The sequence below is a fragment of the Kribbella sp. HUAS MG21 genome, from assembly GCF_040254265.1.
Classification (GTDB): domain Bacteria; phylum Actinomycetota; class Actinomycetes; order Propionibacteriales; family Kribbellaceae; genus Kribbella.
On the sequence record NZ_CP158165.1, the window covers coordinates 4,460,693 to 4,474,430 of the forward strand.

At 70.1% G+C, this 13,738-nt stretch carries 11 protein-coding genes; 5 read left to right on the plus strand and 6 right to left on the minus strand.

All coding sequences use genetic code 11. From position 1 onward, the window contains the following. Window positions 1–2: 2 nt before the first annotated feature. From ABN611_RS21940 to ABN611_RS21955, 4 genes are all read right to left on the minus strand, one after another. Window positions 3–1,232: a M20/M25/M40 family metallo-hydrolase gene (locus ABN611_RS21940; RefSeq protein WP_350274081.1), complete on the minus strand. Its 1,230-nt coding sequence runs from the start codon at window positions 1,230–1,232 to the stop codon at window positions 3–5. A 7-nt stretch (window positions 1,233–1,239) separates the two neighbouring features. Next, entirely contained in the window at window positions 1,240–2,091 is an 852-nt protein-coding gene (locus tag ABN611_RS21945; RefSeq protein WP_350274082.1) for a phosphotransferase, read from the minus strand. Beyond that, window positions 2,091–3,374 (minus strand): aspartate--tRNA(Asn) ligase, encoded by a 1,284-nt coding sequence (aspS, locus tag ABN611_RS21950; RefSeq protein WP_350274083.1) that lies wholly within the window; start codon window positions 3,372–3,374, stop codon window positions 2,091–2,093. The genes ABN611_RS21945 and aspS overlap by 1 nt, the downstream gene beginning before the upstream one ends. A gap of 249 nt (window positions 3,375–3,623) precedes the next feature. Next, complete coding sequence (locus ABN611_RS21955) at window positions 3,624–5,972, minus strand: sigma-70 family RNA polymerase sigma factor (RefSeq protein WP_350274084.1); 2,349 nt, start codon at window positions 5,970–5,972, stop codon at window positions 3,624–3,626. A gap of 277 nt (window positions 5,973–6,249) precedes the next feature. On the opposite strand from ABN611_RS21955, the gene ABN611_RS21960 reads away from it, so the two are divergent. Next, window positions 6,250–7,062, plus strand: coding sequence for a hypothetical protein (locus tag ABN611_RS21960; RefSeq protein WP_350274085.1), 813 nt, complete (start codon window positions 6,250–6,252; stop codon window positions 7,060–7,062). A 60-nt stretch (window positions 7,063–7,122) separates the two neighbouring features. Here ABN611_RS21960 and ABN611_RS21965 read toward each other — a convergent pair whose 3' ends face one another. Further along, window positions 7,123–8,148: a hypothetical protein gene (locus ABN611_RS21965; RefSeq protein ID WP_350274086.1), complete on the minus strand. Its 1,026-nt coding sequence runs from the start codon at window positions 8,146–8,148 to the stop codon at window positions 7,123–7,125. Window positions 8,149–8,264: 116 nt separating this feature from the next. Between ABN611_RS21965 and ABN611_RS21970 the strand changes: the two genes are divergently transcribed. The 4 genes from ABN611_RS21970 to rsrA all read left to right on the plus strand — a co-directional run bounded on the left by ABN611_RS21970 (window position 8,265) and on the right by rsrA (window position 10,795). Next, entirely contained in the window at window positions 8,265–9,050 is a 786-nt protein-coding gene (locus tag ABN611_RS21970; RefSeq protein WP_350274087.1) for an SOS response-associated peptidase, read from the plus strand. 67 nt (window positions 9,051–9,117) lie between these two features. Continuing rightward, complete coding sequence (locus tag ABN611_RS21975) at window positions 9,118–9,759, plus strand: alpha/beta family hydrolase (protein WP_350274088.1); 642 nt, start codon at window positions 9,118–9,120, stop codon at window positions 9,757–9,759. Window positions 9,760–9,875: 116 nt separating this feature from the next. Then, window positions 9,876–10,526 carry a sigma-70 family RNA polymerase sigma factor gene (locus ABN611_RS21980; RefSeq protein ID WP_350274089.1) on the plus strand — a complete coding sequence of 217 codons (651 nt, stop codon included), beginning with the start codon at window positions 9,876–9,878 and terminating at the stop codon, window positions 10,524–10,526. Then, a complete protein-coding gene (rsrA, locus tag ABN611_RS21985; RefSeq protein ID WP_350274090.1) occupies window positions 10,523–10,795 on the plus strand; it encodes a mycothiol system anti-sigma-R factor in 273 nt (90 codons plus the stop codon). Before ABN611_RS21980 ends, rsrA begins: the two co-directional genes overlap by 4 nt. 33 nt (window positions 10,796–10,828) lie before the next feature. Here rsrA and ABN611_RS21990 read toward each other — a convergent pair whose 3' ends face one another. Then, on the minus strand, window positions 10,829–13,297 hold the full coding sequence (locus ABN611_RS21990) for an NB-ARC domain-containing protein (RefSeq protein ID WP_350274091.1): 2,469 nt from the start codon (window positions 13,295–13,297) through the stop codon (window positions 10,829–10,831). Window positions 13,298–13,738: the final 441 nt, after the last annotated feature.

Below are 13,738 nucleotides of genomic sequence, written 5' to 3' on the forward strand. Positions count from 1 at the left end.
TATCAACCGCAGCGACGGACAGCCAGGAGCGCATACGCCCGAGCAGCGGCCAGTACGTCGGCCAGTACTACGTGCTCGTCCGCGGCGTGGGCGTACCGGACGTCACCAGGGCCGTACTGCAGCGTCGGAATGCCTGCCGCCGCGTACTGCCGCAGATCAGAGCCGTACGGCGCACCCATGACCGTCGGCGTCCCGCTACCGAGGTCGGCCACCGCCCGCAGCGTGTCCGCGAGCAGCGGGTCCCCGTCCGGGAGCAGCCCCGAGGCGAACTCACCGCCTGGCCAGCTGACAACGACCGGGTGCTCACGCAGCCAGTCGTCCTTGGCGCAGGCTTCCGCGACCGCGGCCTCGAAGGCGGCCCGCGCGTCCGCGACCCCTTCACCCAGGCGGACGCCGTACCGGCCCTCGGCCACCAGGTGGTCGGGCACGGTACTCGCCCAGTCGCCGGCCGCGATGGTGCCGACCGACAGCGGGTTCGCGAGGTCCAGGTGGGCGAGCAGCGGATGCGGGTCCCGGTTGCGCTCGCGCTCGAGCTCCAGCAGCGCGGTCTGGATCACGGTGAACTTCTCGATCGCGCTGACACCGCGGCTGCGGGTCGAGCCGTGGGTGGCAAGCCCCGGCACCTCCAGCCGGAACGTCAGCGAGCCCGAGTTCGCGGGGATGACCGAGCCGGCGGTCGGCTCCGCGATCAGGCACGCCTCCCCGCGATGACCGCGCCGCAGGGTGGCGAACGCGCCGAGGCCGCCGTCCTCCTCACCGATCACGGTGTGTACCGCCAGCGGCTTCCGCAGCTGGACGCCAGCGGCAACGACCGCCGCCACCGCACCGAGGACCGCCGCGACCCCGCCCTTCATGTCACAGGTCCCCCGGCCCCACATGACGCCGTCCTCGACGACCGCGTCGAACGCGTCACCCGGTACGACGTCCACGTGCCCGTTGAGGATCAGCCCCGGTGTCGCGTCGCCGCCGAGCACCCCGACACAACCCCAGGCCTCGGGCCGCTCGACCTCCATCCCGGGGAACTCCGGGTCGGCGCTCAGCCCCGGGACATCGAGCTGCCAGTGGTCCACGGTCATTCCCAGCGCGCGCAGCCGCTCCGCACACCACGCCTGCACCTCGACCTCGGCCACGGTCCCGTCGACGCTCGGGATCCGCACCAGCTCCCGCAGTTCCGCGACGATCCGCTCGTCGTCGACCGCGTCCAGGACGGCCCGCTCCAGCTCGCTCAGCATGCGCACATCATGCATCCAGCAGTTCGAGCAACCGCCGGCCCCCGTGGTTCACCCGCTCCTGTGAGTACGTCGACCGCTCGTGGACGAACTCCGCGACACTCGCGAACGCAGCCGCCGCGCACACCGCGACGGCCGCCCGCCCGTTCGCTCGCAGTGCCGCTTCGAGGAACAACTCGTCCACACCTGGGTCCGCGCCGTCGCGCGCGGCGGAGGCCGCCAGCGCGACCAGGTCGTACGCACGCGCCCCGCCGCCGGCCGCCTCGATGTCCACGATGCCGGTGATCCGCCCGTCGGCGGCCAGCACGTTGCCCATGTTGAGGTCGCCGTGCACGAAGTCGTGCCGGGGCAGGTCGTCGTCCTTGTAGGGCTGGCACAACTCGCCGTACCGCTCGAGCAGCCCGGCGGCCTCGCCGTCGTACCCCTGCACCCGTTCCCAGACGCCGTCCCAGCCGTCGAAGACGACGCCGTGTGACCAGCCGGACCACCCCACCTCGTGATCCTCCGGGACCAGGTCCCGCTGGAGCTCGCAGACCTCGATCAGCTGCCTGGCCAGCGCGTGGTCGAGCTTCGGCGCACTCCCGGCGACGAACTCCTGCAGCTGGTACGGCGACCCGGCGGCCGTCGTGCCGACCGCGAGCCAGGCGGGCGTGGGGTAGCCGGCGGCGCGGGCCCGGCGGACGAGCTCGGCCGCCTTCCGGACCCGCGGCGCCCAGTCCGGGTTGTCCGTCCACTTGAGGACGACGCCGCCGGTCAGCTCGTACGCCGTCGACTGCAGGCCACCGGTCAGTTGCCGGATCACCCGATAGTCGGTGCCCAGGGCAACGTTCAGCTCGGCGACAACCGACGCGGTGGTCTCCATCAGGGCGTCAACCGGTGCAGGTCGCGCGGGAACAGCGTGACCTCGCGGACGTTCTCCGCCCCGGTCAGCCGCGCCACGAACCGCTCCAGCCCGATCGCGAACCCGCCGTGCGGCGGCATCCCGTGCCTGAACGCCTGCAGGTACGAGCTGTACGCCGGCGCGTCCGGCGCCTCGCCGCGCGCCGCTAGGGCCGCGGCGTAGTCGGAGTACCGGTGCAGCCGCTGGCCGCCCGTGACCAGCTCGACGCCGCGGAACAGCAGGTCGAACGAATTCGACCACCGCGGGTCCGACGGCTGCGGATGCGTGTAGAACGGCCGCTTCACCATGGGGTAGCCCTCGACCGCGACGAAGTCGCTGCCGTGCTCGCGCAGCGCCCACTCGCCGACCGCCCGCTCGTCCGCCGGCGCCAGGTCCGGCTCCTCCGGGTCCGCCCCGGCGATCTTCAGCGCCTCGGTGAAGTGCACCACCGGTACGTCGACGGGGATCTCCGGCACCGTCACCCCGAGCCGCTCCAGCGCACCGCCGGCCCGCGTCTCGACCGCCGACAACATGCCGGCGATCACGGACCGCAGTACGGCGAGGACGTCGCGATGGTCGGTGACGAACCCGAACTCGGCGTCCAGCGACACGTACTCCGCGAGATGCCGGACCGTGTCGTGCGGCTCGGCCCGGAACACCGGCCCGACCTCGAAGACCCGCTCGAACACCCCGACCATCGTCTGCTTGTAGAACTGCGGCGACTGCGCCAGGTAGGCCGGCCCGCCGAAGTAGTCCAGCGCGAACACGTTCGCCCCGGACTCGGTCGCCGTACCGACGATCTTCGGCGTCTGGATCTCCGTGAAGCCCTGCCCGTCCAGCGCGGACCGGAACCCGTGCAGCGCCGCCGCGGCGATTTCCCAACCCGCCCGTACGGCGGGGTGCCGCAGCGCGACCGGCGCGTTGTCGAGGATCACCGGTAGCCCGGCGCCGACGGCCGGACGCCACAGCTCGATCGGCGGCGTCGCGGCCGGCTCGGTCAGCGGCTCGATCACCGGGTCGACGATCTCGGCGCCGCCCGGCGCCTGCGGGTTCGCGGCGACCGTGCCGGTCACCTGGACCACGGTCTCCTCGGTCAGCTCGTCCAGTTGCTCCTGTCCGCCCTTCACGACGATCTGGGCCAGGCCCGACCGGTCGCGCAGGATCAGGAACCCGACGGCGGCGAGCCGTCGTCTTCGGTGCACCCAGCCGGCCACCGTGACGGACTGGCCCACTGCTGAGGGGATCTCATGGCTGAGAATGCGCATCGCTGTTTCACCTCCAGGTCTGTTCTCGAACCCCGGAGGTGTGGGCGAAGGGGAATCTCGCGGTGCCACCACACCTTCACCGGACCAGGTCGGTCCGGCCTCTTGCACTGCAGTCGCTCAGGAGTGTCTTCGCCACCGCTTCACGTGCCGCCTTCCCAGCTACCGGCGACTCTCTCGGACGTGACGTACGGCGCTACTTGGTTCCGTCGACGCGAACATCACCAGAATAAGGGACCCGGCAACCCGATTTCACCGCCGGGTGGACGACGGCGGGATCTGCGCGCTGTCGGTGTCCTCGCGGCCGCCGACCCGCGCGTACACGGTGATCGCGTTGCTCGAGCCACTGCCGGGCAACCAGGCGTTCCACTCCGAGTTCAGCGGCTTCCTGTAGTTGTTCGTCCGGCAGGTCGCCCGGCGGATGTCGCTGCTGCGCTCACACGTCCAGCCCAGGTCGAACGACGGCATGAACGCCAGGTTGCGTCCCCACGAGATCTCCAGCTCCACCGGCCGGCCCTGCGCGCCGTTGACCTTCAGGAACCTGTTGTAGACGAACGGATTCGGGTCGTCGTGCGGGGTCGGCGTGAGGATCTGCAGCAGCGACTCGTCCTGCCTGAGACCCGGCAGGACCTCGGAGTCGGTGTCGCTGACCAGGTCCGCCTTGGCCGTCACGCTGTAGGTCCGCGCCCCGGCCGACGACTTGTCGGGTACGGCGAAGTCCGCCGGCAGCGGCGCCGGCTTGTCCGGGTTGGCCGCCGTACACGTCGACGTCTTCGGGGAACACTTCCAGCCGGCCGGACTGGCCGCGATCGGCCACTCCAGCGCGTCGCCGTACGTGATCTTCAGCGTCACGCTGCCGCGGTTGGTGCGTGGGGCAACGGTCAGGATCCGGTGGTGCACGTCCGGATCGGCCTTGCCGTCGACGATCTTCAGCAGGTTCTCGTCGGTGCTCGGCTTGGCCTCGACGGTCGCCGCGTCCGAGTCGTACAGCCGGCCGGTCTTCGCCGTGACCGTGAACGTCCGGTCCGCGGCCGAGCCGCCGGTCGGGGCGTCGAAGGTGACCGTCAGCGGCTTCGGGTTCGCCGGGTCGGTCGCCGTGCAGCTGCCGGACGCCTGGGCGCAGGTCCAGCCGGGCGGATTCGTGCCCAGCGGCCAGGACAGCTCGGCGCCGTACTTGAGCCCGATCACCACCGGGTTCGTGTTCGCGGGCGGGGTCTTGATCGTGATCACGAACCGGATGCCGGCGTCCGCCTTGGTCTGCTCGGACCGGACCGACGGGCCCTCCTGCAGCATCGGGCTGCCGCCGCCGCGCGGGATGCTGATCGTCACCAGCCCCTCGTCCAGCACCGGCGTCGTCGGCGTGGGGGTCGGCTTCGGCGGGGTCGGCGTCGGGACCGGGGTGGTCTGAGTCGGGGTCGGTGTCGGGGTCGGCGCACTCGTTGGAGCGCTCGTCGGCGCGCTGGTGGGCGCGGTGGTCGGCTGGGTCGTGGGCGCGGTGGTCGGCGCCTGCGTCGGGTTGGACGCCGGCGGTTTCACCGGCGGCTTGACGGGTGGCTTGACCGGCGGCTGGGTCGGGTTCGGCGGCTGCGTCGGCTGTGTCGGCTGGGCCTGGGTCGGCTGCGGCTTCGGCTGGTTGATCGCGGCCGGGGGAGTGTCGTTGCCGGTGAGCGCCATCGCCGCGAGGACGGCGGCGACCGCGACGACCACCACCGCGCCGGCACCGGCGGCGGTGCGGGTGCTGTTCTCGGTGACCTTGCGCCAGCCGGTGACGAAGAAGCCGACCAGGCCGACCTTCGCCCCCGACGCGGCGGCCAGGTAGCCGAGGCCCGCCGTACCCAGCAGGGCCGGGGCGAGCAGCGCCGGCAGCGCACTGTTGACCTCGACCAGTTCGAGGTACACCGCGGTGCACTTGGCGCAGTCGTCCAGGTGCTCGCGGACGTTCCGGTTCTCGCGCTTGGTCAGGCCGCCGCGGACGTAGGCGCCGAGGCGCTCGGTCGTCCAGCGGCACCGGTCCCCGGCCACGTCGGCCAGGTGCTGCTGCAGGTACGCCTGGCGCAGGCCCTCGCGGGCGCGGTAGGCGAGCGCGGACACGCCGTTCGCGGTCAGGCCGAGCAGCGGCGCGATCGCGGCCGGCTTCTCACCCTCGACCTCGGTGTGCCACAGCACCGCCTGCCAGCGCTCGGGCAGGCTGGCGAACGCCTTCGCCGCCGCGCCGCTCTCGAAGCCCGTCACCGTCGGGTCGTCGAAGGTCTCCGGCTCCCGCTCGTACGCCGCGATGTCGTCGGTGGTCTGCACCTTCTTGCCGGAGCGGATCCGGTCGACGTGCACCCGCCGTACCGTGGTCAGCAGGTAGGCGCGGAAGGAGACGTCCGGGCCGCCACCGGCGCGCAGCGCGTCCAGGACCTTCGCGAACGCGTCACTGGCCAGGTCGTCGGCGTCGTTCGCCGGGACCAGTTGGCGGGCCATCCGTTCGGCGGCGTGCTGGTGCCGGGCGTACAGCTCGCCGTACGCCTCCAGGTCGCCGTTGCGGACGCGCGCGATCAGCTCGGCGTCGCTCAGCACGTCCGACTGGGCGTCGGGCTGGCCGGCCGGCGTCTCCATTCATCTCCCCCGTGGGTTCTCTGACGACTCTCTGTGCGGCTACGTGACGGTGCGTCACTTTTCGTTGCCGAGGACAAGGCTCCCACGTGTGACGGCCGCACGCATCATCTCTGACGCGGAACTGTGCCTCTTTCCTGACGAGATCACCAGCCCGGAAGTTACGCCGGAAAAAAGTTCGGCGAATCCGCGTCATGAACTCCGCCCGGGTCTGTCTCATCGGCGTACGACGCTTCCGGCCGACCGGTCGGGAGACTGACGGGGCTAGTTGAGGAGGACCATGTCGCTGTTCGCGGACATCCGTCGACGGCTCGACCTGCGTCCGGCCAAGTCCCTGAACCTGGCGGGGTCGCCCGCCCGGCTCGCGCCGGAGGCGTCGTCAAGTGGGCAACCGTGCGGGCGGAGGGATCCGCACGGCACAGCTGGTACCGACCACAGCGCCTATCTCGCGATCGCCGAGGCGCTCCGGGACGGTGCCGATGTCGTGCCTGCGTCGGACGAGACCGGACGCCGCCTGGCGGCAGATGGAGTCTCGCTGGTGGAGGCACTTGATGGGCTGAGTGCGTTGTACCGCTCGATCGCCGGGGGCGAGCCGGCTTTCGCAGCGGTACGCGCACTCAGTTCCAGCTGGGCCGAGGCCTCGCTCGTCTACCTGCATTCGCTGTCCTGCGAGGACCCGCTGACCGGGCTGTCCAGCCTGGCGCACCTGCGGTCCCGGCTCGGCGAGCTCTACCGAGAGGCGGACTTCCGTGGAACTTCCGTACCGCAGACCCACGCACTGGTGGTTGTCGAGCCGCTCAATCCCGCGGGGACGTCGCCCTTCGACCGCGAGCTCCGCCTCGTCGACGTCGCGGAGTGCCTGCGGATCGTGTTCTGCGGCGGTGACGTACTGGGCCGCGTCGGCTCACGCCGCGCGGCGGCGCTCGTCGGCCGCGAGCCGAACCTGCCGGAGCAGGTCGCGACGGTACGAGCCCTGATCACCCAGTGGCGGCTGGACACCGACGTACCCCAGCTCGCCCGGATCTGGATCGAGGGCCTGCCCGGCACCGACGCGATGGCCGGGAGGTTGCTCGACGAGCTGGCCAGACCCTGAGACCTGCGTCCGGGCGCCTACAGGGGGGCGCCCGGGCGCATCAGACCGGTGGCGGATCGCCTAACACGGGGTGGGCGATCCGCCGCCGCTTGCCGTCAGCAACCGTTCGACCAGCTCGGCGTAGGTCGTCCCCGCGCCCTTCGCGGCGACCGGGACCAGGCTGCCGGGCGTCAGTCCGGGCAGTGCGTTGACCTCCAGGCAGTACGGCGTACCGGCGGCGTCGCAGCGGAAGTCGGCGCGCGAGTACGTCGTACCGAACCCGAGCGCCTGGTGCGCCCGCAGCGCGAGCTCCTGCAGCCGCGTCGCGAACTCGGGGGTGATGTCGGCCGGGCAGATCTCGCGGACGGCGCCCGGCTGGTACTTCGCCTCGTAGTCGAAGACCGCCGTGGTCAGCTCGATCTCGACCACCGGGAGCGTCGTCGTACCGATCACGGCGACGGTGAACTCGCGGCCGCCGAGGAACGGCTCGACGAGCACCTCGCCGTCGCCGCGGACCTCGTCCAGCGAGTCGACCTTGCGGACGGCGACGCTGGACCCCTCGGCCACCGGCTTCACCACCACGGGGCCGCCCTCGAGCAACTGCTTGACCTCGGTCGGCGGCTCCGGCTGCACGGCCGGGTTGTAGATCACCCGTGGCGGTACCGGTACGCCGGCAGCCTCCAGCACCGCCTGGCAACGGCCCTTGTGCCAGGCGACGGCGCACACGTCGCTGCTCGCACCCGTGAACGGGATGCCGGCGAGCTCGAGGAGCGCCTGCACGTGGCCGTCTTCACCCCAGCCGCCGTGCAGCGCGATGAACACCCGGTCGGCGCGCCGCAGGTGCTCCAGGACCGGGCCGCCGGTGAGAGCGGCGTACATCCGCTGTCCCAGCAGCGCCCGCTCGGCCTGCGCCGGCGGCTCTGTCGGCACTCGTACGACGGCCGCGTCCGCGGGCACGGGATCCGCCAGCACAGGCTCCTCCGCGGCGGGATCGATCAGCACCACGTCGTGGCCGCGCCCGGTCAGCGCCTGGGCCACCGCCCAGCCCGACGAGCGCGACACGTCACGCTCCGAACTCTCCCCGCCGCACAGCACCGCGACTCGCACGCGTTGGCTCCTTACTGGTCACTGTCGGATCGCTCAGCAGTCTGACAGCAGGTCGCCCCGGGAAGTTCGCCCGGAGTCATAGGCCGGAGTCATAGGCCGAGTCATAGGCTGGGGGCATGTGCGGAAGGTATGCGTCCAGCCGGGACCCGTCCGATCTCGTCACGGAGTTCGAGATCGAGTCGGGCAACGTCCGCGAATCCGTCCAGGAACTCGAACCGGACTACAACGTCGCGCCGACCAAACAGGTGATCGCGGTCGTCGAACGGAAGGACCGCGAGCAGCCCGACACCACCGTCCGGAAGCTGACCACGGTCAAGTGGGGGCTGGTGCCGTCCTGGGCCAAGGACACCTCGATCGGGAACCGGCTGATCAACGCGCGGATGGAGACAGTCGCGGAGAAGCCGGCGTTCAAGAAGGCGTTCGCCACCCGGCGCTGCATCCTGCCCGCCGACGGGTATTACGAGTGGTACACCGCCGAAGAGAAGGTGAACGGCAAGCCGGTCAAGCAGCCGTACTTCATCCATCCGCCGGACGGCAGCGTGCTGGCGATGGCCGGGCTGTACGAGATCTGGCGGGACAAGTCGGTCGAGGACCCCGAGCGCGACGACGCCTGGCTGTGGACCTGCACGGTGCTGACCACGTCGGCCACCGACGACCTCGGCCGGATCCACGACCGGATGCCGCTGCTGGTCGAGCGCGAGCGGTACGACGCCTGGCTCGACCCGCTGTCCTCGAACACCGAGGACCTGCTCGAGCTGCTGGTCCCGGCCGCGCCGGGGCGGCTCGAGGCGTACGCCGTCTCGAAGGCGGTCAGCTCCGTGAAGAACAACGGCCCGCACCTGCTCGACCCGCTGCCGCCGGACGGCGAGGACCCGCAGGACGCCTCGAGCACACTCTTCTGAGCGTCGGTGCTGCCGAGTTCGCTGCTTCTGAGTTTCGTGGCCGCCGTTCACCGGTCCGGGTGACAGGATGGGGCGGGTGACCGACGAACGGATTGTGGGGACGCCGCACGGAGAGGCCCGGATCCTGGCGCACCGCGCCCGGCGGCCGGTGGCGACGCTGGCCCTCGGTCATGGGGCCGGGAACGGCATCGAGTCGGGCGACCTGGCCGCACTGGCCGCGCGGCTGCCGAAACAGGACATCAACGTGTTCCTGATCGAACAGCCCTGGCGCCGGGCCGGCCGCAAGCTCGCCCCGGCGCCAAAGATCCTCGACGAGGCCTGGATCGCGATCATCGGGCAGCTCCGGGTGCGGACGCCGCTGGTGATCGGCGGGCGGAGCGCCGGCGCCCGCGTGGCCTGCCGGACCGCGAGCAGGCTGGGCGCGTCCGGCGTACTGGCACTGGCGTTTCCGCTGCACGCGCCCGGCAAGCCGGAGAAGTCGCGCGTCGACGAGCTCCAGGGCGCCGGGCTGCCGACGCTGGTCGTGCAGGGGGAGCGGGACCCGTTCGGGACGCCGGAGGAGTTCCCGCCGCTGACCGAGATGGCCGTGGTGCCCGACGCCGACCACTCGTTCAAGGTGCCGAAGCGGGCCGAGCTCGACCAGCAGGAGACGTACGACCTGCTGGTCGAAGCCGTGTTCGAATGGGTGGTCCGCGAGGTGTCCGGATAACGACCGGTGCGCGGGCGGGGAATGCCCCCGCGGCCGGGCGTGTTGTGACGAACATGATGGCGACGAGGGTGGCTCCGGAGCGGACGACCGCGAAGACCCCGGTATTCTCGATCCCGATGCCGACTCCCACCACGACCGAGACACCCGAGCAGCGCACCGCGCGGTTCGAGCGCGAAGCGCTGCCCTTCCTGGACCAGATGTACGCCGCGGCGATGCGGATGACCCGCAACCCGTCCGACGCCGAGGACCTCGTGCAGGACACCTTCGCGAAGGCGTACAGCTCGTTCCACCAGTTCACGCCGGGCACCAACCTGAAGGCGTGGCTGTACCGGATCCTGACCAACACCTTCATCAACGGGTACCGCAAGCGGCAGCGTCAGCCGACGCAGTCGCCGACCGAGGAGATCGAGGACTGGCAGCTCACCGCCGCCGAGTCGCACACTCCCGGCGGCCTCAAGTCGGCCGAGGCGGTCGCCCTCGAGCATCTGCCCGACTCCGACGTCAAGGAGGCGCTGCAGGCCATCCCGGAGGACTTCCGGCTGGCCGTGTACCTCGCCGACGTCGAGGGCTTTGCCTACAAGGAGATCGCCGACATCATGGGCACACCGGTCGGCACGGTGATGTCGCGGCTGCACCGCGGCCGGCGCCAGCTGCGTGACCTGCTCGGCGACTACGCGCGGGAGCGCGGCCTGATCCCCGCGCCCGACGAGAGCACGGACGCGACCCCGCCGACCACCGGCGGAGCCGCGCAGAAGGAGGAGTCGTGAGCTGCGGCGAGCCCCACGACGTCGACTGCGGGGAGATCCTGCAGCGGGTGTACGTCTTCATCGACAACGAACTCGAGGACGCCAGTTCCGAGGAGATCCGCCAGCACCTCGAAGAGTGCGCCCCCTGCCTCGACGAGTACGACCTGGAACGCTGCGTCAAGAACCTGGTCCACCGCTCCTGCGGCTCCGACCACGCCCCCGACGCCCTCCGCCAGAAAATCCTCCTCCGCCTCACCCAAATCCAGGTAGAAACCACAACCACCGACTGACGGTTCCTGTCCCGGGCCGGGTGCGGTTTCCACTCAGCGGATCTGCGATTCGTCGAAGCTGTAGGTATACGGCCCGCCTCGCCGGGTGAGTTCGAGCAAATCGCCGGCGACGGTCTGCAAATGCGGTGAGATGTTCTCCAGAAGGCTGATGGCGTTCTCGAGATACTGTGCGGCGGTGGCATGGTCGCCAGCCGCGGCGTAGATCTTGCCGAGCTCGACGGTGAAATACCCGAGCCGCAATCGATTGTTGAGCGGCCGGATCAGCTCGATGGCCTCTTCGGAGAGGTCGGCGGCACGCCGGAATTCGCCCTGACTGGCGTACACCGCCACGAGGCAGTGCAGGGACTGTGACTGCAGTTCCTTGTTCTTCGCGCGCCGGGCGACCTGCAAGCTGACCCTCAACGGCTCGACGGCCTCGTCGAGCCGGCCGACGAGAAGATGCGAGAAACCGGCGTTGAGATGCCGCTTTGCGACCGACCTCAGATCGCCTGCCACTTCGGCCAGCGCGATACCTCGCTGGAACGCGTCATCGGCCCGGGCCTTGTCGCCACTGCGATCGTAGAGGCCGCCGAGGGCGACGTAGGCGACTCCCTCCACCGTGGTGTCTCCGAGTTGCTGGCTGAGCTCGAGGCCTTCCGCCGCGAGCTGGATCGCTTCCGGAATTCGGTTGATTCTCCCGAGCACATGCGCCGCCGAGGTGCAGCAACGGGCCTGGCCGTAGTGGTCCGGCAGGTCCCGGAACATCTCCAGCGCGCGCAGGAGATACTCCGCCGCGGTTTCGAGGCTCCCGTTCTCGACCTCGGGAATGGCGCGGTCGTGCTGCAACCAGGCCGCCATCGAGTGCAACCCGGACGTCGTGGCGATACGGAGAGCGTCGTGACACATCTCGTGCATCTCCACCCACCGCGACCGAGACTCGTGGTAGCCGAACAATGCCAGCGTGAGCTCCGGAATGATCGAGGCCGTGGCCAATGAGGTGGTCATCGCCTGGTGGTAGCGATCCATGAGGTTCGATTGCTCGGCATCGAGCCAGTTCAGCGCTGCCTCGGTATCCGCGCCAGGTGACGGTGGCGTGAAGGCCGCTCTCGCGAGGGCGATGCGAGGGCTCGTCGGATGGGTCATGCTCTGGACGGTGCAGCCGAACTCCGCGTAGAAACCCAGCACGCGTTCGAGCGCCGCATCGCGTTGGCCGGCATCGAGGGTCTCCTCGACGCGTTCGCGCGCATAGGCACGAATAAGGTCGTGCAGGCGATAGCGCTCGGGAGCAACGGCCTCCAGGAGGTTGAGGTCGGCGAGCCGTTCGAGGATGGCCTCGGTTCGGCTGGATGGCAGCTCCAGCAGGCTGGTGGCGATCGGGATGGCCAGGTCGGAGCCGTCCGGAATGCTGAGCAGCGGCAGGGACAGGGCCGCCTCCCGGTCGAGGGGGCGTTCGCTGCCCTCGAGGAAGGCCACCGAGCTCTCGATGCTGGCGCGTACACCGGTCTCGTCGGAGCCGAAGCCGTCCAACCGACGGTCTTCGTCCTCGAGCAGCGCGACGAGGTACTGGATCGGCCAGTTGGGTCGGGTGGCCAATCGCCCGCCGACCAGACGGACGGCGAGCGGCAGGCGACCTGAGATGCCGGCCAGGCTCCGGGCTGCGTCGGGCTCCGCCATGACCCGCTCCTCCCCGATGACGCCGGCGAGGAGTTCGACAGACTCGGACTCCGACAACGCGTCGAGATGAATCTGACGCGCGCCGGGCAACGTCATCAGTGACCCACGACTCGTCATGATCACGGACGACCCAGGGCTCCCCGGCAGCAATGGAAGGACATGCTGCGCGTCGGCCGCGTTGTCGAGCAGCACCAGCATCCGGCGACCGGCGAGCTGCGATCGCAGCACGCCGGCAGCCTCGTCGATGTCTTCGGGGACCTCCTGTGGATCGAGGCCGAGGGATCGCAGCAACTGCCGCTGTGCGTCCGTGACGGACATCGGTTCCCCTGGTCCGTAGCCACGGAGATTGAGATAGAGGTGCCCGTCCGGGTAGCTGTCGGTCAGGCGGTGTGCGGCCTGTACCGCAAGCGCGGTCTTGCCGATCCCACCCATGCCGGTGATCGCGACCAGGGCGACCGGCCCGGTCCCCGTCGGATTGCGCAGGACAGAGAGGATCGCATCGAGCTGGGCGGCTCGGCCGGTGAAGTCTCGTGCCGCCGGAGGGAGCTGCCATGGCACCGTTTGTTTGCCCAGGGCCACGGACGGCCCGACGCTCCGCGCGGCTGTGCCCTGGTTCTTGCCGCGGGCAACGGCGAGGAACTGGTCGGCTTCGCTCTGCGACAGCGCGAGGGCAACGGTCAGTGAACGGATGGTGTCGATCCGGGGCCGGCTGCGGGTGCCGCGTTCCAGGACGCTGATGGCCTGTTCGCTGAGGCGGGCCTTCTCGGCGAGGGCGGCCTGGGTCAGGCCTGCACGCGTACGGAAGGTACGGAGGAGCTCGCTGAGCGTTGGTGCGGCCGGCTCGCTCACTGCCTCGCCCTCCCTCGGATCCAGGCCCGATATCGGTCAGTACCGGAAACTTGCGGGCCTAACTCTAGAGGGATCCGCCGACCACCGTACGTCGTTGTCCACAGGCCCGTGCCGCGGTGACCGCCGAATCTCCAACGATCGTTTGAAAGATAGCGTTCGGTATGCGCCCGGGGACTCTCCGGTACAGGACCTCTGTAATAAGTGGTCTGCTGTAAAGCTGTGACCAAATCGCAAAGACCCCGGATTTCTCCGAGGTCCTCGCTGTCTGTAGCCGCCTTCGTTCAGGCGTTCGGGCGCTTGCCGTGGTTCGCGCCCTTCTTCTTGCGTGCACGGCGCTTGCGGCCAGTCTTTCCCATTTCTAAGCCTCCTTGAAACAACTGCAAAGAGTCACAGTCTCTCATACCCGTCTGAGTTCCTCATGTCTCCCGGCGGGTCACGGTT